The organism is Microvirga massiliensis (assembly GCF_001006805.1).
GTDB lineage: Bacteria > Pseudomonadota > Alphaproteobacteria > Rhizobiales > Beijerinckiaceae > Microvirga > Microvirga massiliensis.
Genome location: NZ_LN811379.1, coordinates 1 through 25,475 on the forward strand (window position 1 = coordinate 1; position 25,475 = coordinate 25,475).

Annotated in this window: 19 protein-coding genes and 3 pseudogenes; 8 read left to right on the forward strand and 14 right to left on the reverse strand. The window is 64.9% G+C overall.

What is annotated here, in order from left to right:
* Positions 1-44: 44 nt before the first annotated feature.
* The gene (cls, locus tag BN1233_RS41840; protein WP_046869611.1) at positions 45-1,520 is read right to left on the reverse strand and encodes a cardiolipin synthase; all 1,476 of its coding nucleotides are present in this window, start codon (positions 1,518-1,520) and stop codon (positions 45-47) included.
* Positions 1,521-1,806: 286 nt separating this feature from the next.
* Here cls and BN1233_RS44035 point away from each other — a divergent pair, with 286 nt between their 5' ends.
* Positions 1,807-2,217 carry a response regulator gene (locus tag BN1233_RS44035; protein WP_048708483.1) on the forward strand — a complete coding sequence of 137 codons (411 nt, stop codon included), beginning with the start codon at positions 1,807-1,809 and terminating at the stop codon, positions 2,215-2,217.
* 371 nt (positions 2,218-2,588) lie between these two features.
* Here BN1233_RS44035 and BN1233_RS48130 read toward each other — a convergent pair whose 3' ends face one another.
* Both BN1233_RS48130 and BN1233_RS41860 read right to left on the reverse strand, forming a co-directional pair.
* Positions 2,589-3,104, reverse strand: a complete 516-nt coding sequence (locus BN1233_RS48130) for an HMA2 domain-containing protein (protein WP_147707860.1) — start codon at positions 3,102-3,104, stop codon at positions 2,589-2,591.
* Positions 3,105-3,244: 140 nt separating this feature from the next.
* Positions 3,245-4,549 (reverse strand): DUF445 domain-containing protein, encoded by a 1,305-nt coding sequence (locus BN1233_RS41860; RefSeq protein ID WP_046869614.1) that lies wholly within the window; start codon positions 4,547-4,549, stop codon positions 3,245-3,247.
* A 199-nt stretch (positions 4,550-4,748) separates the two neighbouring features.
* Between BN1233_RS41860 and BN1233_RS44040 the strand changes: the two genes are divergently transcribed.
* Entirely contained in the window at positions 4,749-5,339 is a 591-nt protein-coding gene (locus tag BN1233_RS44040; RefSeq protein WP_048708485.1) for a hypothetical protein, read from the forward strand.
* 116 nt (positions 5,340-5,455) lie between these two features.
* Here the strand turns inward: BN1233_RS44040 and BN1233_RS41870 are convergent.
* Both BN1233_RS41870 and BN1233_RS41875 read right to left on the reverse strand, forming a co-directional pair.
* Positions 5,456-6,589, reverse strand: a pseudogene (locus tag BN1233_RS41870) (ceramide glucosyltransferase).
* Between the two features lie 87 nt (positions 6,590-6,676).
* On the reverse strand, positions 6,677-8,161 hold the full coding sequence (locus tag BN1233_RS41875) for a pyruvate kinase (RefSeq protein WP_046869615.1): 1,485 nt from the start codon (positions 8,159-8,161) through the stop codon (positions 6,677-6,679).
* A 545-nt stretch (positions 8,162-8,706) separates the two neighbouring features.
* Between BN1233_RS41875 and BN1233_RS44045 the strand changes: the two genes are divergently transcribed.
* The 3 genes from BN1233_RS44045 to BN1233_RS41890 all read left to right on the forward strand — a co-directional run bounded on the left by BN1233_RS44045 (position 8,707) and on the right by BN1233_RS41890 (position 12,640).
* On the forward strand, positions 8,707-9,075 hold the full coding sequence (locus tag BN1233_RS44045; protein WP_052764149.1) for a DUF5132 domain-containing protein: 369 nt from the start codon (positions 8,707-8,709) through the stop codon (positions 9,073-9,075).
* Positions 9,076-9,105: 30 nt separating this feature from the next.
* Positions 9,106-9,417 (forward strand): DUF5132 domain-containing protein, encoded by a 312-nt coding sequence (locus BN1233_RS41885; RefSeq protein ID WP_046869616.1) that lies wholly within the window; start codon positions 9,106-9,108, stop codon positions 9,415-9,417.
* Positions 9,418-9,550: 133 nt separating this feature from the next.
* Positions 9,551-12,640: a cation-translocating P-type ATPase gene (locus BN1233_RS41890; protein ID WP_048708487.1), complete on the forward strand. Its 3,090-nt coding sequence runs from the start codon at positions 9,551-9,553 to the stop codon at positions 12,638-12,640.
* A gap of 406 nt (positions 12,641-13,046) precedes the next feature.
* Here BN1233_RS41890 and BN1233_RS41895 read toward each other — a convergent pair whose 3' ends face one another.
* The 5 genes and pseudogenes from BN1233_RS41895 to BN1233_RS51550 form a co-directional block, all read right to left on the reverse strand.
* Entirely contained in the window at positions 13,047-14,111 is a 1,065-nt protein-coding gene (locus tag BN1233_RS41895; RefSeq protein WP_046869617.1) for a CorA family divalent cation transporter, read from the reverse strand.
* 94 nt (positions 14,112-14,205) lie between these two features.
* On the reverse strand, positions 14,206-15,963 hold the full coding sequence (locus tag BN1233_RS41900) for a SulP family inorganic anion transporter (protein WP_244470778.1): 1,758 nt from the start codon (positions 15,961-15,963) through the stop codon (positions 14,206-14,208).
* Positions 15,964-16,167: 204 nt separating this feature from the next.
* Complete coding sequence (locus BN1233_RS50910; protein ID WP_074078489.1) at positions 16,168-16,368, reverse strand: glycerophosphodiester phosphodiesterase family protein; 201 nt, start codon at positions 16,366-16,368, stop codon at positions 16,168-16,170.
* Between the two features lie 147 nt (positions 16,369-16,515).
* Positions 16,516-16,743: a hypothetical protein gene (locus BN1233_RS50390; RefSeq protein WP_197094559.1), complete on the reverse strand. Its 228-nt coding sequence runs from the start codon at positions 16,741-16,743 to the stop codon at positions 16,516-16,518.
* A gap of 122 nt (positions 16,744-16,865) precedes the next feature.
* Positions 16,866-17,315: pseudogene (locus BN1233_RS51550) on the reverse strand (glycerophosphodiester phosphodiesterase family protein); the annotation flags it as partial.
* Here BN1233_RS51550 and BN1233_RS41910 point away from each other — a divergent pair.
* On the forward strand, positions 17,224-18,330 hold the full coding sequence (locus BN1233_RS41910) for a branched-chain amino acid ABC transporter substrate-binding protein (protein ID WP_046869618.1): 1,107 nt from the start codon (positions 17,224-17,226) through the stop codon (positions 18,328-18,330). The pseudogene BN1233_RS51550 and the gene BN1233_RS41910 sit on opposite strands and share 92 nt — an antisense overlap.
* A gap of 630 nt (positions 18,331-18,960) precedes the next feature.
* Here the strand turns inward: BN1233_RS41910 and BN1233_RS41915 are convergent.
* Together BN1233_RS41915 and BN1233_RS41920 are read right to left on the reverse strand one after the other, a co-directional pair.
* Positions 18,961-19,272, reverse strand: a pseudogene (locus tag BN1233_RS41915) (transposase); the annotation flags it as partial.
* Positions 19,273-19,517: 245 nt separating this feature from the next.
* Positions 19,518-19,691 carry a CsbD family protein gene (locus BN1233_RS41920; protein ID WP_046869628.1) on the reverse strand — a complete coding sequence of 58 codons (174 nt, stop codon included), beginning with the start codon at positions 19,689-19,691 and terminating at the stop codon, positions 19,518-19,520.
* Positions 19,692-20,350: 659 nt separating this feature from the next.
* Here BN1233_RS41920 and BN1233_RS41925 point away from each other — a divergent pair.
* The gene (locus BN1233_RS41925) at positions 20,351-21,139 is read left to right on the forward strand and encodes a helix-turn-helix transcriptional regulator (RefSeq protein WP_046869620.1); all 789 of its coding nucleotides are present in this window, start codon (positions 20,351-20,353) and stop codon (positions 21,137-21,139) included.
* Positions 21,140-21,310: 171 nt separating this feature from the next.
* Here BN1233_RS41925 and BN1233_RS41930 read toward each other — a convergent pair whose 3' ends face one another.
* Both BN1233_RS41930 and BN1233_RS41935 read right to left on the reverse strand, forming a co-directional pair.
* On the reverse strand, positions 21,311-22,849 hold the full coding sequence (locus BN1233_RS41930; RefSeq protein WP_147707861.1) for a hypothetical protein: 1,539 nt from the start codon (positions 22,847-22,849) through the stop codon (positions 21,311-21,313).
* 66 nt (positions 22,850-22,915) lie between these two features.
* Positions 22,916-23,248, reverse strand: a complete 333-nt coding sequence (locus BN1233_RS41935) for a cupin domain-containing protein (RefSeq protein WP_244470780.1) — start codon at positions 23,246-23,248, stop codon at positions 22,916-22,918.
* A 373-nt stretch (positions 23,249-23,621) separates the two neighbouring features.
* Between BN1233_RS41935 and BN1233_RS41940 the strand changes: the two genes are divergently transcribed.
* Positions 23,622-25,172, forward strand: coding sequence for a cation:proton antiporter (locus BN1233_RS41940; protein WP_046869622.1), 1,551 nt, complete (start codon positions 23,622-23,624; stop codon positions 25,170-25,172).
* Positions 25,173-25,475: the final 303 nt, after the last annotated feature.

Below are 25,475 nucleotides of genomic sequence, written 5' to 3' on the forward strand. Positions count from 1 at the left end.
CCCGTGTGAGTGCTCACCCGAGAACGGCACCATGTGTCGCAGAGTCAGAGAAGGGGCGAGAACAGTCGAGCCATGAAATCACGCAGCCGACCCGGGGCAGACCGCTGCGCATACTCGTCGGCACTGAACAGTTGGCAGTCCTGAAGATCCTGCTCGAAGGCCGACTCCAGCTCCTTCGCCAGCCGCGCGTCGTAGATCACCGCGTTGAGCTCGTAGTTGATGCTGAAGCTGCGGATATCGAGATTGGCCGATCCGACGGAGCACACCTCGCCGTCGATGCTGATCGTCTTCGCGTGCAGGTAACCCTTCCTGTAGATGTGAACCCGCACCCCCGCGGCCGCGACTTCGGCCAGGTAGGTGTTCGCCGCCCAGTAGGGTGTCTGGTTCAGGCCCTCACCGCGGTCGCTCACCATCACCTCGACCGCGACGCCGGCCAGCGCCGCGGACTTGAGCGCCTCCGCAATGGTGGCGTCGAGGACGAAGAAGGCGGACTGGAGGCGGACGCGCCGCTGGGCGGAGACGATCATCGCGAAGTAAAGCTGTCGGATGGCGCGCCACTCGGAGTCCGGTCCCGATGTCAGGATCTGCAACGGCAGGTGGCCATCGTTTGCGCCGGAGGCTTCCACAGCGGGCCTCTCGTTGCCGAGAGACGGGAACCGGTTGGGCGCGAAAAGGTCCTCTCCCGTGGCGTTGTACCAGTCGACGAGGAACACGGCCTGGAGCACCTCCGCCCCCTCCCCCTCGATGCGCAGATGCGTGTCGCGCCAGCGCGCGAAGCCCGGTCCACCGTCGAGGTGCTCCTGGCCGATATTCATGCCGCCGGTGTAGCCCACGCGCCCGTCGATGACCGCGATCTTGCGGTGGTTGCGGTAGGAGATCGTGTGCAGCCGCCACAGCGCCGAGACCGGCGACCATCGCACGCCACCCTCGCTAAGCGCCCGCCTGTAGCGGCGGGTGAGCCTGAACAACGAGCCGAACGGGTCGTAGAGGAGCCGCACCTCGACGCCATTCCTCGCGCGCTCAAGGAGGATATCCTTCAACTCCCGCGTGAAGGCATCGTCGGCCCACGTGTAGTACTGGAGATCGATGGTGCGCCGCGCCTGCCTCAGGTCCTCGATCAGGCTGGGGTAGTGAATCGCAGCGTTCTGCTGGAGAGAGACGCGGTTGCGGGCCGTCAGCACGGAATGCGAGTTGTGCCGCACGAGCGACATGAGCCGCCGCCGGACTGGGCTCTGCATCTCGAGCTTGCCGATCTCCTGATCCTGGCGGCTTCGGAGCTCTTGCAGCAGCGGCTTGGCCGTCGAAGCGAGGTTCTGGTGGGCGAGCTTGCGGTCGCGGCTGAAGGCTTTTCTGTCCCGCCCGAACAGGGCGTAGATGACGAGGCCGATGCCCGGCAGGAGCAGGAACAGCAGCATCCACGCGAGCGTCGCCTGCGGGCGCCTGTTCTCGAGAACGATGTAGATGCCGGTGAGCAGCGCATAAGCCGCAAAGAACCAGCCAAGGGCAGCCGTCCACGTCATCCGTCCACCCTATGCTGAGGCGCCAGGGGCTGCCCGGAGCCAATGCCCCCCGTCGAGGACGACCTGAGCCGCGCATGGCCGCGATGCGCCAAGCGTCAGGTCCGTAAGGGCAAAGACCGGGATCGGTTCCGTCGCAAGCTTTCGCGGTTCGCGCGCTGTCGTGCCGTGATTCCCGGAACACCCGGCCGATCGGGACGAGGACGGCTCCGGGGAGCCCTCGGGAGCGGCTGCGGGGGACCAAGGCTCAGCCTCGATTGATGAGCCGTCTACTCAGCCGTGTGTCCTGGTGCTTCAGAGGGAACTGCTCCCCGACCTGCCCCTCGTGGCCTCCATCGCGCGGGCAGGGTTTGATGTGGTCGGTCCGTTCAACAGGGTCTCGCAAGCCGTGAGCTGGATGGAAAACGACCTTCCCGACGCGGCGGTTCTCGACATTGCCCTGCGGGATGGCCACTCCTTCGACCTGGCAGGAGAACTTTACCGCCGGAACATTCCGCTTCTGTTCTATACGTCCTGGGATGACCTGGAACTCATCCCGATCGGGTTTCGGGAGCTGCCTTTCCTCGAGAAGCCGATCCACCGTGTCCTGGTCGCGAAACTGCTGTCCAGAATGATTTCGGACCGGCAGGTGGTCGAAACCCGGGAGCACGAACTCCCTGTTGGGAGCAGCGTCCCGGCCCTTCCCCCTGCGAGTAGCTGACGACCGATCCCGTCATGGCGTCCCGACGCTGGGCCGCACGCTCCACCTCCCCGGCCGTCGTCAAGACGAGTCCACGGACCGCGGCCGCGAGGTGAAACACGAACGCAAGGCCCGCGGTGAATGGGAGGAGGACAAAAATGTGCGATGCGAAATGAGGCGCGAGCGCACCGGCAGCGGCGCGTTCAAGGAAGAGGTCAAGTGCCAGTGACCTCTGACAGTAAGGAGATGAAGTGAGCGGGAAACGCTACGGAGGTGCGCTGGGACGGAGTACTCCCTTGGATGGGCCGAATCGGCACTCGACGCAGGTCGCCATGGAAGGTGAAGCACGGTGCCGCCGCCCCGAGACGACAGGGAGGGTGGAAATCGGGAGTTCAGGCGGCTGCGAGGAGCGCCTGCCGCGAGGGCAGTTGCACTGCGTTGCGGGTCTGTCGGTCCGGGTCGATAACGGATTTGATGGCAGCGCGCAGCACCGCTTCGGCAATCCATTGCACGACTTGCAAAACCGAGCCCCTTGTGATCACGGCGAGCGCGACCTTCATGATCACTGCCGCGAGGTCGACTTCTCCGCCCGACACTTGGCGAAGCCCGCTGTCGAGTCTGGCGATGGGCCGAGCAGCCGGGCGTCGAACGACGGGCAGACGCTCGGCGCAATCCAATTCGAGTCCGAGGAACTGGTTACGAAGATCCTGGAGATCGAAGCCTTCCCGGTGAAGGATGAGGACGCTCGCGGTCAGCGGGTTGACCTCGATCCGAACGATTTCGGGGTGGTCGCCGAGCTGCCGGCGCAGGTTCGCGAAGTATCGCCCATTGTGCCGCTGCGCCGGGACCTTGAGTCGAAGACGGCCGGTGCAACGGTGGGCCACATAGGCGTGCTGTCGTGGGTGCATCTCTGAGAGATCGCTCGCTTCGTTTGCTCAACATGGCCGATCGGAAACCCGATCGGCGGTTTCTCTGGAGTTACACGCGAAGCACGAAGGATCGATGACAGCTCCCGAGCCCTCCATGCTCGGACGGAGTCCATGTCTGATCAGGGAAGCAGCGACGTCACCAGAAAGATCACGCACCCGGCGCAGGCCCCCACGACCGTGCCGTTCATCCGGATGTACTGGAGATCGCTTCCCACCACGAGTTCGAGCCGATCCGTGAGCGTCCGAACGTCCCAGCTTCTGACGACTTCGGCGATGAACGTGCCGATTTCACCCCTCCAGGCGATCACGTGAATCGCCGCGCGCTCGAGGAGGTCGTCGAGATGCTTCTGCATCGCCGGATCAGTCGCGAGCACCTGTCCGACGAGGCGGACTGCGTGCTCGAAGGTGTGTCGTACCTTGGATTGCGGACGCGCCAGATCGGTCAATGCGACCTGGGACAGTTCACCCCAGACCGAACCCAGCCAGGCTTGCACATCCGGATGGCTGAGAATCCGGTTCTTCGAAGCGTTGATTTTATCCCTTTGCTCCGGTGAGTTGAGCAGTTCGTCGACGAGATCCGCCAAGGCGTCGCGGAATTTCAGCCGAACTTCGCTTTCGGGCCGCCCCAGGCCTTGCAGCAGGTCGGTCACGCCGGACACGATCGCGGCTGCGATCCGGGTGTCAATGGCCTTCGGGATCCACCATCGGCTCCGTTCGCGAACGAGTTTGTCGACCTGGCTCTTGTTCTCTTGCAGCCAATGCACCGCGAGGCCGATGGTGCGCTCGAACAGGATATCGGCCTCTCCGCTCGCGGTCAGGGCCTGGATGGCCCGTCCGAGGACCGGGGCGATGTCCGCCTGCCGAAGCTGTTCGCCTAAGGTTCGATCGGCAAATTCGCGAAGATCACGGTTCGCCAACGATTCGATCAGGCGCGGCAAGGCGGAGGCGACCGAGTCGGCAATCAGGGATGCCGTCTCCGGCGCGGCCAGCCACGCGGCAAACCGCCGCCCGGCCTCGGCTCTTCTCAGCTTCGAGAGAAGAACTTCCTCAGTGAGGAAGTTCTTTTCCACGAACCGGCCGAGGGTTCGGCCGATGCGATCCTTGTTGTTGGGAATGATGGCCGTATGCGGAATCCGCAGGCCGAGCGGATATCGGAAGAGCGCGGTGACCGCGAACCAGTCGGCAAGCCCACCGACGACGCCTGCCTCTGCCGTCGCGCGGATCAGGAGCGTCCCGAATCCCGGATCCGGGACCAGATGAGTTCCGACCAAGGCGGTTCCCATGAACGCCAGCAGCCCTGTCGCGAGGCCGCGGTTGCGCCTCAACCGGCGGCGGGCGCCTTCCTCGAACGAGACTGGCTCCGGGCCATCGCCGTGCCGTGGAGGCGCAATCAGAGGCACCAGGTTGGGTCTGTCCGGCGGCATGTCTCAGCCCTCTTCCTGGACTCGCTTCCGGCGACCGATCCGCCCCGAACCATCCGATTGAAGCGGCTCGTCAGTTCACGTGTCAGAGGGCCCGGAGATTGCTATCCTGGTCGGCGCGGCAGTCCCGTCCGGCGGTCCTTGCATCGGCCTCGCACCGTCCGGGGTCCATACGGAATTGGCCGCGACGGGAGACCCGGACATGACGTCGCCCACGGCAATCGTCGAGCACCAGCTTCCGGGGCGCGTCCGCCTCCGGATTCCGTCCAAGCGCGGCGACACGGAATGGTTCCGATCGGTGATCCAGCACCTTGCCGAGGACCCAAATGTTCATGAGGCCCGCGCCAATCCTGAGACGGGCAGCGTTCTGCTCCGGCATGCAGGACTGGCCGATCAGATAGCGCTCCTGGCATCGGACATTCTGGACGTTCGCTGGCCCGCCAGTGCTGCGCAAGCCCCGCACTCCAATGGAGCCTCTGCAAAGGCTGCCCCCCTGCTGGATGCCATCTCGGCGGGTCTGACCGGCCTAGGGGTTTATCAGTTGACTCAAGGCCGACCCCTGGGAAACGCGGTCGAGCACTTCTGGCATGCCCATAGCGCGCTTCGCGTTCTCGGAAGTCCGGGACTGGCCGCGACCTTCGCGGCTTTCAGCCTTATCCAGTTCACGCGAGGACAACTTCTGGGGCCGGCGGCGTCCCTGTTTTTCTACGCGATCGTCGCTCATCGGTTGGCGCAGGTGGAGGATGAGTCCCAAATTGCGCCGACGGTCGAAGGGCCCGATCCCGCCGGCTGATATTCGGTGATTGCCGTGCCGGTTTCCGGCCCTGGTGAACGATACCGGTCGTACCGTACCCGAGGCGGATGCAAGCGAACATACGGCCACTCTCGGCGAGCGAACCTCGGAACCCCTCACGCCGGAGTCGTCTCCGGGGCAAGCTCGCTGCCTCCGCTCCGGCTATTCATCCGATTTCCGCGCCAGACCGTCTTCGAATGGAGCCACGCTGAAGCCCACACGAACGGGATAAGGGTGTCACGGACCAGGAAGGCAAGCGGGAGCCGGGCGACGTATGCCAGCCCTTGCCGGCAGCCAGGACGGGTTCCGCGCCATACCAGAGCACGACGGCCGACATGACGGCAGCGGCCATTGCACCCTGACCTGCCTGCGCTGCCCAGATCCCGAAGCCGAGCGGAATGACGGCTGTCGTCAGCAGCTCGGGTGCAAAGGAGAGCGGGAAGGTCACGCGGCGAAGACGGACCCAACGGGCTTGGTGCCCCCAAACGTCCCGGAGGGTTCGCCGTCCCAGCGGCTGGTCGAAGGGTATGCCGACAAGGTGGACACGCCGGCCTGCGCTGCGCACCAGCTTGGTGGCCGCCGCGTCCTCGGCGATCTCGGCCGCAAGAGCCCGGATGCCGCCGTTGCGGTCCAGGACGGGACGGTGCCAGAGCATGCTCTTGCCCTGAGCAAAACCAAGCCCGAGCGCCTCGCCGGCATATTGCCAGCGGGCCTGCAATGTATTCAGGAAGGCGCACTCGACCTCGGCCCAGAATCCCCGCGGGCAGGCGCCGATGGGAGTTGAGCAGACAAGCCCGGTGTCCGGCCGCCATGCCGCTATCAGACGGTGAATGTAGTCCGGTGGCATGAGCACGTTCGAGTCGGCGAGCACGATCCACTCGTGACGCGCCGCATCCCATCCCTTGATGCAGTTGTTGAGTTTGGGATTGGCGCTCACATGCACGTCACCGATGAGAGGACGCGAAGGGACGTGAGGATGCGCCGCCATCAGGCGCCGAACGATCGGAATGACGTCATCGTTGCTTTCGGCAACACAGAAATCAGCTCGTATTCCGGGTAGTCCAGGTGAAAGCCCGTCTCTAGCTGACCTCAATATACGGTTCGGCGCCACGAAGAGGTCGAACAATGGTGACCGGCGCGCCGTGTGCATCATGTGAAGGTCGATGAGCCTTGCGATGCAAACGTGCACCTGCGAGGACGATGCTTGCAATGTTGGCGATCACCAGAACGCAGAGAAACGTACCCAGCATACCTTCTCCGGTGTCCCCTGACGGCCTTCGGGCACTCCGTGCAAGGGAACACATAGATAATAGAGTTCGATATCCTTCGAAGGCCGATCACCAGGACTTCAGTGCGCGAAGCGTCGGCGTCTTCTTGAACAAATGCGCGTCCATGCGCGCAAGAAGGCGATCGAGCGTCTCGACGGCAATCCCCACGGCCGGACCCTTGTTGAGCATCACGCATTCCGCCCGGGCCGCCATCGCGGCATCCGTCATCTCGCCGCGCGAGGGAATGCCCGTCCTGACGAGATCCTCGAGAACCTGCGTCGCCCAGATCGCCGGCACGCTCGCAGCCTCGCAGATCCAGAGCATCTCCTCCTGCATCTCCGCAACGCGTGCAAAACCGATCTCGGCCGCGAGGTCCCCGCGCGCGATCATCACGCCGAACGGGCGCCGCCCGCGTGCCCGGGCGATCAGACCCGGAAGATTGGCGACAGCTTCGGGCCGCTCGATCTTCGCGACGAAGCCGAGCTTCCGGTCGCCTGCCTCATGTCGCGAAAGCGCCGCCTCCAGGAGATCGATGTCGTCAGGGCGACTCACGAAGGAATAGCCGATCATGTCGGCACAGCCGACAACCGTAACGAGATCGCCCTCGTCCTTCGTGGTGATCGGGGAGAGCCCGAGATCGGTATCCGGCAGATTGAGTCCCTTCTCGGGCTTCAGCTTCACGCCACCCGACTTGGCATAGCGGACGCGGACCAGCGCCTCACCGTCGGCAACGCTCTCGACCACTCCCTCGAGCTTGCCGTCATTGTAGCGGACGCGGTCACCCGGGCTGAGGCGGTTCACGATCTCAGGGAGTGAAACGACGGCACAGAAGGGAACGTCCCCGGTGGATCTTGGAGGGCCTTGCGCGATCAGGCGGAAGGCGTCACCGGGCGCGAGCTTTCGCCCGTCGCTCGGAACCAGGACATCCTCGGTGCGGATCTTCGGTCCCGCGATGTCCATGAGCACCGTGAGGCGACGACCCACGAGATCTCCCGAGCGGCGCACATGATCGGACATGGCCCGCCAGGCCGCGGCGCCGTCGTGAGCGCAGTTGATGCGGGCAACATCCATCCCGCGCTGGGCCAGGGAGACCACGAAGTCGGGGTCGCTCGCGGCCTGCGACGGCAGCGTGATCATGATGCGGGTCCGTCGGTGGGCGGGAGGCGCGCCGAAAAGGGCATCCGCGGCCGCCGCGAGCTCGGCTTCGCCAGCGAAGAACGCGTCCTCGGTCGGTGCGGGTCGCGGACTCGGCCGTCCCGCCATCGCGGCGAGTGCGGCGATGACGGCATCGAGCGTCGGGAGAACGCGGCTCTCCATGTGGCCGAGCGAGGAGAGCCCACGCTGCATCAGCCGGCGCTGCAAGGGACGCAAATCCTGACGGCGAATGGCCAGATAGTGAGCGAGGTTCTCGAGACACGGGCCAGGAACCGTCGAACGTAGGAGTTCCGTGAGCATCGGGGCGGCGGCCTCGACGACAGCTCGCCGCAACGCGAGCACGTCGTTCAGGAGGACCTCATCGGACTCCAACGCTGGGGTTTCGCCTCCATTGGTCATCGCGGCTCCTTCCGGACCATGACCCAGCTCCGCCCATGTTGGACGCGCGGACGGCCGCTCATCGACGATCCCGTCACCCGCCCTGGCAGGCTGCGGAAGGACACCCGCGACTTACTGCCCGTAGACGATGCCAACAATCAGCTCCCGTCAATGCAGCAGCCAAGCCGACTGCTTCCGCGGTCCGTTAACAGCGCTGCGCGTCGCAATCGTGACAGCGGCGAGGCGGCTTGCGGAATGCCGCGCCACCACCGTGCGTTCGTGGCTCCGAGCCTCCGATTTTGCTGATCCAATGCGCTGAATTTTCGCTCCTGTATCCCGTTGACTGTGACAGTCTTTCTACGGCTAATAAGTCTCGTGATCCTGGTGAAGTGCGCAAGCGCGGGTTTCATTGATGCCGCCAGGTCACGCGATCGGCGCGTTCGTCGTAGCGTCAGTGAGTTCCAATCCGTTTCCGTATCGATGTTCGACGGCCTTGAATTGGTTGTCTGACCTGAAGCGTTTCCGAGGTCCATTGGCCGAGTCGGCACGTTCATACGGAGGGCGAAATGGCTTTGCTGGAAGACATGTTCAAGGGCGGCAACATCGTCATGGGGCTGGCGATCGGCGTCGGCGCAGCCATTGTGGCCCCGGCAATCGCGCCGGCGCTCCGTCCCCTCGCCAAGGCTGTCATCAAGGCCGGCCTCATCGCCTATGACCAAGGCCGCGTGGCCTTGGCCGAACTGAACGAGCGGACCGGGGACATCGTCGCCGAGGCCCGGGCGGAACTCGCGGAATCCGCGACGACGGCCGAGCAACGGAAACCCGCAGAAACGACAGCCGAACAACGGAAGCCCGCAGAACCAACGGCCGAACAACAGAAATCCGCCGAGGCCTATCCGCGGCCCGGCTTTGCTTCACCTTCACCGACCACGTGACATTGGGCTGGGGAACAACGGAGATCGCAGATGTCATTCGTCGAGGACATGTTCAAAGGCGGCAACATCGTCACGGGTCTTGCCATCGCGGCAGGCGCGGCGATCGTCGTGCCCATGATGGCTCCCGTGCTCCGGCCGCTCGCGAAGTCGGTCATCAAGGTCGGCCTCATTGCCTATGACCAGGGCCGGGACGCGATGAGCGCACTCAACGAGCGGACGGGCGACATCGTCGGCGAAGCCCGGTCCGAGCTGGCCCAATCCAGGAGCGAGGCGGAGTCCGACGAGTCCACGACGGGTTCGCGCGCCCGCCGCGGCAGGACCGAAAGCCCCACGCCCGCCTGACGGGCGGCCGATCCAGTCTTGTTGCCGTAAAGGGAATTTGCGCCTCGGGCCGATCTGCGCCTGCCGTTCGGCCCGTCGCCCGCAGCGTATGGCTTTGTATTGAGCGATATTCGTCCGTTCCGGGGGACCATCCGTGAACGAAGCTCCGGGTCCATGGCCGCATGACGGCCTGTCGGTCGCGCTTCGGCGATCAGAGACCAATCCTTCCGCAGTACCTGTCGCTCCGATCCCGGTACCGGTCCGCATCGAGCCGCTCCACACGGTGGTGCCCGGGCGGGCCCGCCTTGCGATCGAGGGGCTGCGCGGATCGCCCGAATTGCAGCACCGGCTCGAGCGCGGATTGACGATCGCGCCGGGCGTCCACAGCGCGACCGCCAGCAGCCTGACCGGCAATGTCACGGTCCAGTACGACCCCGCCCTGCCCCTCGAGCGGGTCACCGACTTCCTGGCGGCGCTCCTGCGCGGCGAGGTGGCGCTTCCGGACGACACCTCCCGGGACGAGAGTGCCCAGCCCTGGCACACCTGGGCTCTGGAGCGCCTCACCGCGTTCCTGAACACATCCCCCGAGGACGGCCTCGCCGAGGCCGCGGCCCGCGAGCGCCTCGCGACGGACGGCCCCAACGCCCTGCCGTGCCTCGCGACGCGCTCGGATTGGTCGATCCTCGTGGACCAGTTCCAGAGCCTGCCCGTCGCGCTGCTCGCCGGGGCCGCCGTCCTGTCCCTGGCCACGGGTGGCGTCCTCGAGGTCGCGGCGATCGCGAGCGTGGTCGGGCTGAATGCCGTCATCGGCTATCGGACCGAGAGCCGGGCCGAACGCACGATCGCAAGCCTCTCGCTGCCGAGCCCCCAGACCGTTCGCGTGGTCCGCGATGGAGCGCAGCACGAGATCGCGGCGACGATGCTCGTTCCGGGCGACGTTGTCCTCCTGCGCCGCGGCATGGTGGTCCCGGCCGACGGACGGCTCGTGAGCGCCCGCGGGCTGACGATCAACGAAGCGACGCTGACCGGCGAGAGCCTGCCGATCGTCAAGTCCTGCGAGACGCTCGCTGCGGGCCTGCCGCTCGCCGCGCGGGTCAACATGGTCTACCGCGGAACCGTCGTCACGGGCGGCAGCGGCTCCGCGGTCGTGACCGAGACCGGCGGCCGCACCGAGGTCGGCCGGATCCAGCGTCTCGTCGGAGCAACCCTGGCGCCCGAGACCCCGCTTCAGCGTCAGCTCGATGGCCTCGGTCGCCAGCTCGTCTGGGCGACCCTGGCGGCGGGCGGAGTCCTCTTCGGCATCGGCTGGCTGCGCGGCTTCGCCCTGCTCCAGATGGCGCGCTCGGCTCTCTCGTTGACGGTTGCCGCCGTCCCGGAGGGGCTGCCGATGGTGGCGACCACCACCCTTGCGCTCGGGGTCGAGGAGATGCGCCGGCATGGCATCCTGGTGCGCCGCCTCGACGCCATCGAGACCCTGGCCTCGGTCGGCATGGTCTGCTTCGACAAGACCGGCACGCTGACGCTCAATCGGATGTCGGTCGCCACGGTGGCTGCGGGCGAGCATCTCTACCGCGCTCGCGACGGCGCCTTCGTGGGCCCGGACGGCGCGGCGATCACGGCCGAGGCCGATCCGCGGATCCGCGCCCTGCTCGCGATCGCCTGCCTGTGCAGCGAGACGGAGATCGACGAGCAGGAGGGCCGCCCTGCCCTGACCGGGTCGGCGACCGAGAACGCGCTCGTGCAGGTCGCGCTCGACAGCGGCGTCGATGCGCGGGCCCTGCGCCGCGAGTTCCCACGCCTGTCGGTGCAGCACCGCAGCGAGGCCTACCGCTTCATGGCCACGACCCATGCGCGCGGCCCCGGGATTCTCGTCGCCGTGAAGGGCAGCCCGGCGGAGGTGCTCGCGCGCTGCCGCTGGGAGGGGCTGCCGGATGGCGGGCGCGATGCGCTGACCGCCGCCCGCCGGGCAGAGATCGAGGGCCTCAACGCCCGCATGGCCGATCAGGCGCTGCGGGTGCTCGGCTTCGCCTCCCGGGACATCGGGGCGGCCGATCCCGGCCACGCGGAAGCGGCCATCGAAGACCTCACCTGGGCGGGGCTGGTGGGCATGGCGGACCCGGTCCGGCCGGGCTTGCGCGACCTCATGCAGAGGCTCCACCGGGCGGGCCTGCGCACCGTGATGCTGACCGGCGACCAGGGCGCCACGGCCCGCGCCGTCGCGGACCAGATCGGGCTGAACGGCCCCGGGGAGATCAGGATCCTGGATGCCGCGGACCTCGAGCATCTCTCCGGGCCCGATCTGGCGGCGGCCGCACGGGAGGCCCACGCCTTCACGCGGATGAGCCCCGCGCAAAAACTGCGGATCGTGCAGGCCCTCCAGGAATCCGGGGTCGTGGTCGCCATGGTCGGGGACGGCGTGAACGACAGCCCGGCCCTGCGGGCCTCCGATATCGGCATCGCCCTGCGGCAGGACGGGGCCGCGGCGGCCCGGGAGGTCGCCGACATCTTTCTCGATACCGACGATCTGAACACCCTCACTCTGGCGCTCGCGCGCAGCCGCACGATCCACACGAACATCCGCAAGGCCATCCATTATCTCCTGGGCACCAACGCGAGCGAAATCCTCCTGATGCTGGCCGCCACGGGCCTCGGCGCCCAGGCGGCCCTGACGCCGCTGGAGCTGTTGTGGATCAACCTGATCTCGGACGTCCTGCCCGGCATCGGCTTGGCGCTGGCCCCCCCGGAGCCGGACGTGATGGAGCGGCTGCCGCAGCCCGCGAGCGAGGCGATCGTGCGCCCGGAGGATGTCGGTCCGCTCACCCGGCATGCGGCGCTCCTGACGGGGGGCGCCTTTGCGGCCGGGGCGGTCGGGGTGCTGCGCTACGGCCTCGATTCCCCGCAGGCGCGGACCATGACCTTCGCGAGCCTCGTGACGGCACAGTTGCTGCACGCCCTCACGTGCCGCTCGGCGACGCAGAGCCTGTTCGGGGCCGATCGTCCGCCGCCCAACCCGACGCTCTCGAAGATCCTGGTCGGGTCCGCGCTCGCCCAGTCGGCGACCCTGCTCGTGCCGGGAATCCGCAACCTCCTCGGCCTCGCGCCGATCGGCGGCGCCGATCTGGCCGTCACCCTGGCGGGCGGAGTCCTGCCGTTCGTGGCCGCGGAAACCCTCAAGCCTCGGGAGTCCTCCGGGCCCGGGACCCTCCTGCATTTCTCACGGCCGGCTGGCCCACCGGGCGCGTGAGGCCGGGTACGGCCAAGAGGGCTGCATCCCTCAGGGATTGAGCAGAACGGCTTGAGCGCGGCCCCGGAGCACGGCACATGGTCCCCGGCCGCGGCCGGGGACCTGACCACGGCAGATGGAGCGGTTCTGCAATCGACTGGTGTCGCCGTGGCTGAAGGCACCCTTGCCGGAGCCATATGACCCCTGGATGACGAAGGCGGCCCGATTTCCGCGTGTGCCGCCCCTGTTCGCAACCCGCGAACGGCCGGCATGGATTCGAGAGCAAATGCCACCCGCTCGCCGGAACTCTCCTGGCTCGACAAAATAGGCGGCTCGGCTCAAGGCCGCCGCTCCATGGAACGAGGCGACAGCTCCCGTTCGGGAACCTGTGGGGTGCCTGCGATGAGATTGCTTCACAAGGGCACGGTCAGGGGTTGCCATCCGATCGCCGTCGCCGGATGAACCCCTCGCGCGCAAAAAGCATCGCCGTGCCCGTTATCATCGCGATCGGGAGTGCAACGGCCAGGACGAAAAAGGCCTCCCGGCTGACGAGCCCGCCGATCATCCATTGAAAGTTCATTCCGAAGAAACCGGTCAGGAAGGTAATCGGCAGGAAGATCGCGGAGATCACCGTAAGCTGGTTGATGCGCTGACTTTGCTTCCGGGCGATGACGGCGGGAATGTCGCCAGCCACAGTCCTCACCATCTCCGCAAGCGCCCCCTGCCGGTGCGCCAGATCCTCGACGTGATCGGCATATTCCCGCGCCAGCAAGGCGCCCTCGGCATCCACGCCGGGCATGATGTCGATACCGACGACCGCGCTCCTGACCGACGTGCAGTAATGGTCGGCGTGCACCGACGCCTTCAGGATCCGCCGGCGGAGCGACCGGAGGTTGTTCAGATCGGCCGTGGTCAAACCATCCAGGGAGTCCTCCAGCGCATAGAGCTGCGCACGGGCCCGGGTCAGGCTGTCATCGACCGTCGAGAGCAGGAGCAGAAGCAGGGCCGTCCCGCAGATGAAGGCGGTCTCGTGCGTCCCGCGCAATCGGGTGACGAAGCGCTCGCGGACCTCCCGCAGCGAGGCGGCGTTCCCCGCCCACACGGTCACGACCCATGCCTCGGTCCACAGGACGTGCATCTCGGTTGACTGATCCTCCGCACCGATTGCCATGGTCACGACGCGTGCGCCGCTGGGCAGGATCGACATCCGGGGAGCTTGCCCGAAGCGCAGGATCCAGCCGTGGTCCGCATCCGCGAGGCCGAGTTGGGCGATCATGGCGCTGCGAGCCGTGGCGTCCGCGGTGAAGACATCGAGCCAGAAGAATCGTCCTGCGGTCATCCGCTGTTGCACATCGCTGGCGCTCGCGGGCAGCAGGATTCCCGTCGCGTCGACGAGTGCCGCGACGGCCGGCTCCGTGTCGCCCGCAGGGGTGCGGGGCAGAGCCGGGGCCGTATCCGACGCCAAGGGGGTGGCCTCCTGGGATTCCGGCATGAGCAATCTCCAAAGTGACTGGTGGTGCAGCGTGGCAACCCCGGACCTTCCGCAGAGAAATGTTCAGCGGCATCGCCTCGTCCGTCCTCGGGACTCAGTGCGGCGTCGACGGCCTCGGACTGAAGCTCGGGCGGCCGGGTCCGAGCGCCTGGATTGCCTGCTCCACGGAGGTAAAAACCCGGTTCGGGCCGATCGCATCGAGCAAGCCGGTCCGCTCGGCTTCGCGTCGGACCGACTCCACCGAGAGATGGGCGATGGCCACGTCGGTGTGCTGCTCATGCAGGCCGGCAATCGTCCGCTGGAGGTCCTGCGATCCCGTGTAGTCGATGTCGAACACGGCGCTCGCGTCGATGACCAGAAGCTCGACGGGCTCGGGTGCAATGGCCAGCGCCTGCCGCAGTTCGTTGCGAATGTAATCTGCGCTCACGAAGTTGAGCGGCGCTCCCGGCGCGAAGACCAGCACGCCTGCCACGTGCTCTCCAGCCCGGTCAGGGCTCGGGGGACACCAGAGCGTCGTCCCCGGGACGCGCAGTAACGGCCCGGAGGGCGGCCGTGAGAAGATATAGAGCGAGTGTAGGAGCGACAGGACAACGGCGAGCAGCATGCCGGTCTCGATCGGAAGCAGGACGACCAGCATCGCGCTCGCGACCAGCAGGAGGAACTCGTAACCGCCGTGACGGAAGATCCGGACGATGTCCCGCACCCGGACGATCCGCAATCCGATGGACGCCAGAACGCCAGCCAATGCGGCATGCGGCACATACGCCAGTGCGCCGGCCGCCAGGAGCAGCACGGCAGCGATCACGGCGACGCCGAAAACGGAGGCAATCTGCGATCGCCCTCCGGACTCGGCGACAACGGCTGTGCGTGGCGGACTGGCGTTGACGGTGAAAGCACCGATCAGGCCCGCGAGCACGCATCCCGCGCCCACCCCGGCAAAGTCGCGGCTGACATTCTCGGAAGTGCCGGTCTCCGATGGGAAGGCCCGCACGACGGCCGCCGTTTGCATGATGCAGACCATTGCGATGACCAGGGCAAGGGGAACCAGGTGGGCCAGATCGTGCACCCGTCCGGATGACGGAAATGCCAGCGTTGGCAGGTTCGCCGAGATCGTACCGAGAACGGTCACGCCGCGGTCATCGAGGTGGAACGCGGCTACGGCAAGGCCGGCGGCAACCAGGCCGATCAAGGCACCTGGGATCCGTGCGCTGATCCGCTCGGCCCCCAGGCTGACGGCGAACACGGCAAGGCCGATCACGACCGCATAGAGATTGGCATCGTCCAGGCGGGCGAGAACGTGGACCAGCCGGGCCAGTACAGGCCCATCCGTATCGGGAATACCGAGGATCGCGGGCAACTGCCCGACAATGATGTGAACGGAGATGCCCGCCAGGAAACCCGTGGTCACCGGGATCGAGAGAAGGCCGGCGAGCCAGCCGGCGCGAAGGAGACCAGACGCGACGAGAATGATCCCGACGAGCAGCGCAAGCGTGCCGGCGAGTTCGGCATAGTGCGGCGTTGCCGCCGTTGTCAGTGCTGCGAGTCCACCGGCGAAGATTGGCGCGATGGTCGAATCGCCCCCCACCGACATGTAGCGATTGGCCCCGAACACCGCGAATGCCAGGGAGCCGGCGGCAAACGCATAGAGACCGGTCTCCGGCGCCATGCCGGCGAGCCGGGCGGTGGCGAGCTGCTCGGGAATGGCGATTGCCGCTAGCATCACGCCGGCAACCATATCCCGCGGAAGCCAGGAGATCCGAAAGCCTCGAAGGGAGGCAAGGATCAGGAATGACCGTGCCGCCCCGCCGGCCGATTGGCCACCAATCACCGGCGATGTGGCGGTCTCGGACACGTGGCGTAAGTCCTAGCGGTTCCGCGATCGCCTTGCTTGTTGATGCGCATGGCTCATCGTCCATGTTGGCGTCACCAAGCCGGAGCATGCATCCCTTATGGCTTAATCATCAAGGCCGTGTTGCCGGAAACGAGCCCTTGATTCCTCTTCCGGCGCTCGACACGCGTCCACGCCTTCGACATGGGCGTGACCCTGGAACGGATGCTAGCGGGCCTTGACGGCGGCATCCGGAAAGTCGCTGAACACTCCGTCAACTCCGAGATCGTAGAACGCCTTGTACTCGGCTGCCGGATCGCCGTTGAATGATGCCGCAAGACGCTTCGGTTCGCTTCGGAAGGTCCACGTGAAGACGAGAAGGCCTGCCTCATGGGCGTCCTTCACGAGCGTGCTCGGGGACGCGATCACGCGATCCCGCTCATCGAATGCGCCATCGCCGTTGAGGTCATCCGGCCGGCCATCCTGGTTCCGGTCGACCTGCCGGGTCGGAAGGAGATACGGCTTCCAGGGGCCGACCCCGTCGGCATAGGTCTTGATCTCGGCGAGGCCAGCCTTTTAGGCGAGATCCTTGTAGGTGCGCGTGTCACCCGTGACCACGAAATCGTAAGGCTGTGCGTAGGGTGCAGCGAGCACGACATGGCCGTCCGTGTCGACATCCTCGGCATCGAAGAGCTGCACAAGGCGCACCCCGGTCCTGGACCGCAGATACTTGAGATTGGCGACCTCGAAGCTCTGGATGACGACAGGCGCGGTCTTTCCGGTCCAGCCGGCGGCCTCCAGCATTCCGACGAGGCGATCCTCAAGGGGCAGGCCAATCGCATGATGGAAGGTCGGGTGCTTCGTCTCGGGAGCGATCCCGATCGTCCGGCTCGTGCGCGTCGACTCGGATTCGTGAGGTCGATGATCTCCTGCAAGGTCGGGATCTGGAGCTGCCCGTTCTTCGACGGGTCGCGGTCCGCCATGGCCTGCCTGGCGCGGAGCTGCTTGATCTCGGCCAGCGTGAAGTCGCCGGCAAACCAGTCGGTCACCTCCACGCCATCGACCTTGCGGGTCGTCTTGCAGGCGGCGAATTCCGGGCGGTCCGCCACATCCGTCGTTCCGCTCAGCATGGGTTCGTGCCGCGCGATGAGGACACCATCCCGGGTCGACACCAGATCGGGCTCGATGGCGCAGGTTCCGCAATCCAGCCACAACTGAGACAGAGGATCCCTAGCGCCGCCCCTGATCACACGATTCCCGCTTCTCGGCTCAAGGAGAGGCACGATGCGCTCGCAACTCGCTCTGATGGTCTGGCTTGGCCTCAGTCTTTCGCCAGCAAGCGCCAAGGACCTCCACATTGCCGTTGCGGTGCCCATCACAGGCTCGAATGCCTATGGGGGTGAGCAGATCCGGCGCGGTGCGGAAGCGGCTTCGGACGTTATTAACAGCCAGGGTGGGGTCGAAGGCCGCAGGATCGCACTCTCGCTCCACGATGACGCTTGCGACCCCAAGCAAGCAGTGTTGGTCGCTCACCGCATCGTGGCTGCCGGGATCACCCTCGTCGACGGCCACTTCTGCTCGGGTGCCTCGATTCCCGCATCAGAGATCTATGCCGAAGGCGGCGTGCTTATGATGACCCCAGGCTCGCTCAATTCGAAGCTCACCGACAATGCCCTGCAAAAGGGTTGGCCGACCATCATGAGGCTGTTCGTGCGCGATGACGTGCAGGGCAAGCTGATGGGACAGTGGCTCGCGAAGCGCTACGCCGGAAAGAGAATTGCCTTCATTCACGACAAGACCGCCTTCGGCAAGAACCTCGCCGATCATGTGAAGGAGGAGATGAACACATCCGGTCTCGCCGAAGTTATTTATGACGGAATCAATCCCGGTGAGAAAGATTACACCTCCGTCGTCTCTCGGTTGAAGTCGCTCAGAGTGGACGCTGTTTATTTCGGGGGCTACCCACAAGAGGCTGGGTTGATTCTAAGGCAAGCCGCAGATCAAAAAATCCACTTTGATTTCGTCGCAAACTCCTCGTTCATGACGTCGGAGTTTTGGTCCATTACGGGCCCAGCGGGCGAGGGAGTCTTGTTTCCGTTCCCGGCCGATCCGCGCGCCTTGCCTTCGGCAAAACAGGCGGTCGAGCGCATGCGGGCCGCAGGTCAGGATCCGGAAGGCTTCACCCTGTTCAGCTATGCCGTAATCCAGGCTCTGGCCGAAGGCACGAAGCGCGCGAAGAGCGACGACGGCAAGGCTATCGCGGCCGCTCTGCGGTCCGCACCGGTCGAAACCGTACTCGGCCCGATCACGTTCGACGCCAAGGGAGACGCGCAAGGCATCGAGTTCGCCATATACCGATGGCATAACGGAAATTACGAGCGTCTCGACTAATTGGCTGGTGAGCCGCGAGCAGGCGAGCACCGGGCCTGAGGGGGTTCGTGTTCCGAGCCTCACAGGACGTGTTTCTGCCCGTAGAGGCATTCGATCTGGCGGCGAGTCGATCCGCGCTGACCGAGCAGCCAAGCGGGCAAGAGGCCGGCAGCCGGCTCTGAGCCCTAGGCCGGCACCGGTCCGGAACGGAAGCCGCCATCGTCCGCTCAGGGTTCAAACTGAGCCGTTGAGCGTGACCTTGTGAAGGTCAGCTTACCCTTTGACTACGGAAGTTCGGCTTTCGTCTGCCTCGTGCCAAAATGTATGGTCCGGCCGTGCGTCGCAAGGTGAAGTTGGCAGACTGGCGAACGTGAGAGCTGCATCAATGTATTAGACCTCTGTGCGGAGCCTGTGCTCCGGGCCATCATGGATATCCGCGCTCATCCAAGACTCGCTAGCTGCAAGACCTCGTTGGGCCATTTTGGCACCCAGTCTTGTGGTTGCGCCGGGCAGACCGTTCGTCCATCTCATCCTTCAGCTCGCAGACCTCGGCGGGAAAGTCGTTGATTAGCTGACTGGCGTCATCAGCAACTCCTCAGTGTGGATGGTTGATCTGAACCGGTTCCGGAAAGGCTCACGGGCAAGTTCGTCTCACACCGCAGGAGAGGCGCTTCGGGGCTCGTAAGCATGTCCGCGGGCCAGCACCGCCCAGGCTATGCGGGCGAGCTTGTTGGCGAGAGCGATCACCAGCATGTTGCGATGCAGCCGCCGTCCGGCCGCCTCGATCCACAGCCCCAGCCTCGCCCCATGCGGCCGGCGCACCAGCACGATGTGAGCTGCCTGCACGAAGAGCGTCCGCAGGTATTTGTTGCCGCGTTTGGAGATCTTGCCCAGGATCGTGCGGTCGCCTGTCGATTCCTGCTGCGGCACCAGCCCGAGCCAGGCGCCGAAGTCCCACCCCTGGACCGCAGGGCTAATCCGGCAGGCTAGAGGGTCATCACCGTGAAGGACCGCGCCGGCCTCAAAGGGCTGGCCTGCGAGTGCTACGGCAGGATCCGCCGCACCTTCGCGGAGCTCCTGCCCAAGACCTACACGCGCGACTAACCCCGGCGCCACACGGAACGGACGCGATCTGGAACGCGCACGGCAGGCGCGCCGACTTGCCAGCCCTGATGCAATCGTGCTGGGCGCGGCCTTCCGGCTAGGCCTTACTTGCCCTTCAGGGCGTCCTTGATGCCACCGACGGCGTTCTGGACCTTGCCCTTAGCTTGGTCGGCCTTGCCCTCCGCCTCGGTCTTCGAGTCACCTGTCGCTTTCCCAAGCCCCTCCTTGAGCTTCCCGCCCATGTTCTTGGCGGAGCCTTCCACGCGATCCTTGTCGATGCCCATCGTTTCTCTCCTCCGACTGAAGGAATCAATGAGGATGAACACACCGGGTTCCGCCCCGCGGACCCGACGGGAGAGGATCATCAGTTTCTGGAAGGACCGAAGCCGCTCGGTCTCCGCGGGCCCGGACGAGTCCGCTTGGCGCGCCTCGGGTGTCTGCCGGGCCCTGTGCCGTCGTGAGCCCGGTCGTGGCAGGCGCGGTCGGCATCATCCGCCCGCGGACATTGCGCCGGAGATGCAACGCGGCTCTCCGATCAAGCGTCAACGACGGAAAAGCTCGCGACCTGCACAAACGGAAAGGCCGGCCCATGTAGGCCACCCATTCATGTGCCACGGGGACAGGTGGGAGCGTTCAAGCTTGGCTTGACAGTGCGAACCCGACGCCTTCAAGGAGATCCTGCCCGGTTCCAGCCTGCTGCGCAGGTTCATTGCGGACAAGCTCGGCTTCCCTCTGGAAAGAGGTCATATCGGATAACATGACCTTGAGTCACCACGCCTTGACAAAGTATCGGGGTTGGGTCGCATAGATGCACTCCGGCAATCGGCGGCGGCTGCTGGCGGCAACCGGGCAACGGGCAACCGCCCTGCTCGCGAGGCATCAGGCGCCAATCAACGATAATAGCCGTAAGCTGCAAGGCTAATGCGCAGAGGAGGAAATGATCGACTTCCTGGACGAGCCACCCTCGAGAAAGCTCCTCAAGCAGCATTTTCTTGATGCTCAGCGCCGCGAATATCACAGCGATATTCTGAATTGCGCCGCCCACATGATCCTGGTGATCGACGATCCCGACGATGTCATGGAAGTGGCCCTGCAATTCCTGGTGTGCAAGGTTTCGGCTTGCAGGGCTGATTGCGGCTTTCTGCGGCCGGACGACAAACTGTATGCACCTAATTCTGTTTTTTACAGTCCGCGCTCAGATCCGCCCCGGTGCGACAATGCGGTCTATCCCAACAGGAAGATCGTATTTCAGCATGCCTGGAAGCAAAGAGCACCAGTTGCTTGCGATGACGTAGCCACGGTCCCCATTCTACGCGACTCCCGTGATGTCTTCAGTGCAATCCAGAGCAGGTCCATTCTGTTTCAGAGATTGTCATACCAGCGACAGCCCGTGGGCTTGGTATGCATGGATTATACGCACGACACTCATTCCTGGCGCTCGGATGAATTGAGGCTTGTTCACGACTTCTGCGACGCATTCTTCGGGCCCATCGCATGGATAAGCCACCATTGGCACCAATCCAGACGGGAAACATTGGCACGCAAACCAAGCCAATCCGAGTTGGAGGCCATCAGATTGGCGGCTGCCGGACTAAGCTACAAAAGCATTGCCGAGAGCCTGGGCAAGTCGGTGAAGACCGTCGAAAACCAACTCCGAAACGCCCGACTCACATTGGGTGCCGCCAATCAAGCGGAGCTGATCAGCAAATGCCAGCTTTGGCTCTAAAGCCATCTGCGGGCAACATACGCAGGCATCATTCATCATCCATCACTCCGAAGGGGTGACCGGGGAAGTTCCTGGTCGAATTGCGAGATCGACGCGCGCGGACCATCGCCGCGCGCCCACCTTGCTACCCGGGGACAGGTCCTGAATTCCACCGAGCGGACGGCACCGTCGTCACTGCGCCATCCGAATCGGGCGGCACGATGTGCTTGCGGCTGGGAACTCCGCCTTCTGGAAGGCAGGTTGAGGCACGGGCGTATAGGCAACCGGGGCCTCGGCAGTGGGATACGTCAAGGTCACCTCGCTCGGCACGTACTGGCTTTCGGAATTCTTCACGCCACGACTGGTATTGTAGGGATCGGTAAAGGCGCCGTACTCACCAGGCTGGACCTTGTACGTAACCGTGCGGGAGCCGGCGCCGGCGTTGGCCAGATACTTGTGGGAGTCGTTCCAATCCCTTCCGTCGAGGTTGCTGTAGAACTTGATATCGACCAGCACGGCGTCGCACAGAGGCGTGACTTCCTCGTATTGCGTCGGCCAGCCTGCTCCGCCGCTCGGATCGGGATAGCGTCCCCAATCACCGCCTTTGAGCGGGCAGGCTCCGCCCCCGCCGAATGCGGCTCGGTTGGGGTGGTGAACCCCATAGATCGGCAGGCCGACGGGCCTGCCGGATTGGCCGTTCTCGAGATGAAAGGCCGGTGCGGCAGTAAGGCTGGTCTTTGCCGCTGCTCCCCTGTCTCTCAGATGATCAAAGTACGGGCCGGCCGGACGCACGTACCGAAAGTCATCGTTGTCCTCATTGTCGAAGACGGCCATTATGAAGATGTATGGTTTGTTGAAGAAGGGTCGTTCCACCAGGTAGTATTCGGCACGCGTCCTGGTTGCGTCGACCGCCTCCCACTTGACGTGCAATCCGTCCGCCCCCTCCTGGCCGACATTCACCCATGCTCTCGCATCCGGAAAGTGGTCAAGCCTGATCACATTCGTGTAGTTTTCCCTGACGTCCAGGCCAGCCCGTCGTCCCAGAGGGCCAATCTTGTTCGCGCCGGGTTGCGCGAACGCAAAGCTTAGGGCCTGGCGTGCGTACGGGTAATCACTCTCCGACATCGTGCAGTAGAAATTCGGCAAATCGATCGGCTCGTGCCTGGCGTATTTCCCCTTGTATTTCGGGTGGCTGACAGGCAGGTCCACATAGTTCAATTCGCCGTTCGAGTTTACGCGCTGATCCGGATACTTGTATCCGTCAAAGCCCTCATCGGGCAGATAGTTGCTGTAATTGTCGGCTATGACAGCGAGGTTGCCTTCCGCAAATATGTCGGAACCGGGCTTCAACCCAGCGGCGCCGTTGCGCAGATATTCGCGTATCGTACCATTCTCCTCAAGCCGCCAAAGGCCGTGCTTGCCCTCGCCGATCATGGTCATCACCTGTTCAGCTACGGTGATGAACCGATAAGTATAGTTGGTGTTCATGTAGCCGAAGTACACGGGCAGGTGCGGGACCTGCGAGTGGGTTCTGTCCGGGCGGCCTGTTCCGACAAGGGCCTTGACCGCGTCGCTTTCCTTCACGACCTGATCGCGCGTGTAGAAGAATGGGTCTCCACGTGTCAGATCGGAGAGTTCGAGACCGTCTTGGGCGTAGCTGCCAATCACTGACAGCGGCAGAGCAATAGCGGCCAAGAACGCACGCGTTACCGTGTTACACATGTTGGACATCTCTCCTTGGCTTTTGTTTTATTTCAGTGTGACGTCTCAGCGGGTCAACGCTGAGGCGCAGCACCGCTAGGCAGCATCCCGCTGCCGCTGTCCACAGATGAAACCGAGTCCTGAACTGGCGGTCGTAAAGGTAATGGTGGAGCCCTTCGGAAAGAACAAGACGTCGCCTCGATGAGCCTCGACCGTTGTCGTTCCATCGGAGACCGTCATCTCGCCATCCAGGATGATCTTCGCTTCATCATAGGTGTATTCGTATTTGAGTGGCTCGGACTTCTCCAACCGGAAAAGGCCGCATGCAAGTGGCGCCGGCCCACCATCGGATCCCACGACATCTTGCAGGAAGGCCTCGATGCCAGGCATGGACATCGACTTGATGTCCATTGCTTGGGCGTTTTTCACGTATGTCATCTTCGCGGTACTTGGCTTTTCCACTCCGTGTGCAAGCACCGTTGCCCCTGAGAGGCCCGCCGTTGTCAAAGCCAGTATGGCGAATGCATGAAACCTGTTCACTTTGCACCTCATGTTCGACGCTGTAATTGGGAACTGGAAGCAGGTGAACGTTACTGCGCGGCCATGGACGCTGCATGAGGGAATTCCCCTATTCGAAGCGGCTAATCCCGGCTTCGCCTTGAAGGTCGAGTTCGCTCCTCGAGGCGGGCGCTGGTCCGCGGGTATCGCATAACCGGATGAACCGAGTGGTGGGTCGCTTGAAAACCCAGCACGGCCGGACTCCTGAATGGGTCGCATGGGGTCTGGAGAGGCGCACGCCCTGATGCACGTGTTCGAGACCATTCTGGCGCTCCTGCTGGGCGCGACGATCCTGTCGCTGTTCGCCCGAAGGATGAACATCCCCTATCCGACGCTGCTTGCCCTGGGCGGCGCGCTGATCGCCTTCATCCCGGGAGCGTCTCGCCTCGATCTGCCCCCTGACCTGATCCTGGCCCTGTTCGTGGCCCCCGTGCTGCTGGATGCCGCCTACGATGCCTCGCTGCGAGACCTACGGCGCAATTGGGCCGCCGTCCTGTCGCTCGTCCTGGTGGCCGTCGCGCTCACGACCGTCGCGGTGGCCTTCACCGCCCGTCAGCTTCTGCCCGACCTGCCCTGGGCGGCGGCCTTCGCGCTCGGCGCTTTGCTCGCGCCGCCCGATGCCGTCGCGGCCCTGGCGGTGATGCGGCAAGTGGATCCGCCGCACCGCATCCGGGTGGTGCTGGAAGGGGAGAGCCTGCTGAACGACGCCTCGGCGCTTCTCATCTACAGGCTGGCCGTCGGCGCGGTGGCGGCCGGCAGCTTCAGCGTAACCGGCGCGCTTCCGACCTTTGCGCTCGTTGTCCTCGGCAGCGTCGTGGTCGGTTGGCTCCTCGCCCGGCCGGTCGGCCTGCTGATGGAGCGCATCCAGGATGCGCCCACCTCGGTCATCTTCCAGTTCGTGATCACCTTCGGGGTCTGGCTCGCCGCTGAGCGCCTCGGCCTCTCGGGCGTGGTCACCATCGTGGTCTTCGGGCTTTCCGTGGCGCGTCGAAGCGTCTCTCCGATGCCCGCCCACCTGAGGGTGCCGTCCTTCGCGATCTGGGAGACGGTCACCGTGGTGCTGAACGTCCTGGCGTTCACGCTGATCGGGCTTCAGTTGCGTCCCATTCTCGAAGCGCTTTCCGGTCCGGAGCGCCTGCGCTCCGTGGGGATGGCCCTCGTTATCCTGGCCGTCGTCATCGCGGTCCGCATCGCCTGGGTCATGACGTACCACGCTGGGCTGGTTCTGAAGACCCGCTTGTCCGGCGGCCCTTCGACCGACGCCGCACCGTCTGCGCCAAGTGCGAGGGCCGGCCTCGTAGTTGGATGGTCCGGGATGCGCGGCATCGTCACGCTCGCAGCCGCGCTGGCTCTCCCGGAGGGCTTCCCCCATCGCGACTTCATCCAACTCACCGCCTTTGTCGTGGTGCTGGGCACCTTGGTGATCCAGGGGCTGACGCTCCGTTCTCTGCTCACGGTCCTTCGCCTGCCGCGGGATGCGACGATCCAGACGGAGCTCAGCCTTGCCCGGAAAGCCGCGCTGAAAGCGGCGATGAATGAGCTGGAAGGCGACGCCACGCCGGCCGCGGAGCGGCTCCGGCTGGAGTACCTCGAGGCCCTGGGCGAAGCTCGACGCGGCGGAGACCCTCGCGACAGCGCGGACAATGTGTTGCGGCGGCGCCTCGTGGCGGCATCGCGGGAAGCCATTGAGGATCTCAGAAGCTCAGGGGCCATTGGGGATGACGCGTTCCGTCGTGCGGAGGAGGAGCTCGATAGGCTGGAGTTGAGCATCAGGCCCGCGAACGCCCGTGATTGAACGGGCGTCCACCTTCCGGACTGGTTGCGCCAGCAGAGGTCGATCGTTCTGTGGCTGGTAGCGCAGCCAAGCCGCTCCGCCCTCGACGAGGCTTTCACGCGGCTCGGTAGCAGCCTCGGACCCTGGTAACTCATGGTGCCATGATGATGGACCGCGACCGTATCGCCGTCCTCGAGCGGCACAGTCGCTTGCTGTCGCGACAGGCCAGCCGCCGTTGAGCATCCGCTGCTCGCGTCTCGCGCCTGAAGGCCGGCCATCCCAGCGAAGCAGCGGATCAACGGAGGAAAGCCGCAGTTGTATTCA

Coding starts and splice junctions, on each gene's coding strand:
- cls (WP_046869611.1), bottom strand. CDS start 1,520: ATGACGTGGACGGCTGCCCTTGGCTGGTTCTTTGCGGCTTATGCGCTG.
- BN1233_RS48130 (WP_147707860.1), bottom strand. CDS start 3,104: ATGCACCCACGACAGCACGCCTATGTGGCCCACCGTTGCACCGGCCGT.
- BN1233_RS41860 (WP_046869614.1), bottom strand. CDS start 4,549: ATGCCGCCGGACAGACCCAACCTGGTGCCTCTGATTGCGCCTCCACGG.
- BN1233_RS44040 (WP_048708485.1), top strand. CDS start 4,749: ATGACGTCGCCCACGGCAATCGTCGAGCACCAGCTTCCGGGGCGCGTC.
- BN1233_RS41875 (WP_046869615.1), bottom strand. CDS start 8,161: ATGACCAATGGAGGCGAAACCCCAGCGTTGGAGTCCGATGAGGTCCTC.
- BN1233_RS44045 (WP_052764149.1), top strand. CDS start 8,707: ATGGCTTTGCTGGAAGACATGTTCAAGGGCGGCAACATCGTCATGGGG.
- BN1233_RS41885 (WP_046869616.1), top strand. CDS start 9,106: ATGTCATTCGTCGAGGACATGTTCAAAGGCGGCAACATCGTCACGGGT.
- BN1233_RS41895 (WP_046869617.1), bottom strand. CDS start 14,111: ATGCCGGAATCCCAGGAGGCCACCCCCTTGGCGTCGGATACGGCCCCG.
- BN1233_RS50390 (WP_197094559.1), bottom strand. CDS start 16,743: ATGCTGGAGGCCGCCGGCTGGACCGGAAAGACCGCGCCTGTCGTCATC.
- BN1233_RS41910 (WP_046869618.1), top strand. CDS start 17,224: ATGCGCTCGCAACTCGCTCTGATGGTCTGGCTTGGCCTCAGTCTTTCG.
- BN1233_RS41925 (WP_046869620.1), top strand. CDS start 20,351: ATGATCGACTTCCTGGACGAGCCACCCTCGAGAAAGCTCCTCAAGCAG.
- BN1233_RS41930 (WP_147707861.1), bottom strand. CDS start 22,849: ATGTCCAACATGTGTAACACGGTAACGCGTGCGTTCTTGGCCGCTATT.
- BN1233_RS41940 (WP_046869622.1), top strand. CDS start 23,622: ATGCACGTGTTCGAGACCATTCTGGCGCTCCTGCTGGGCGCGACGATC.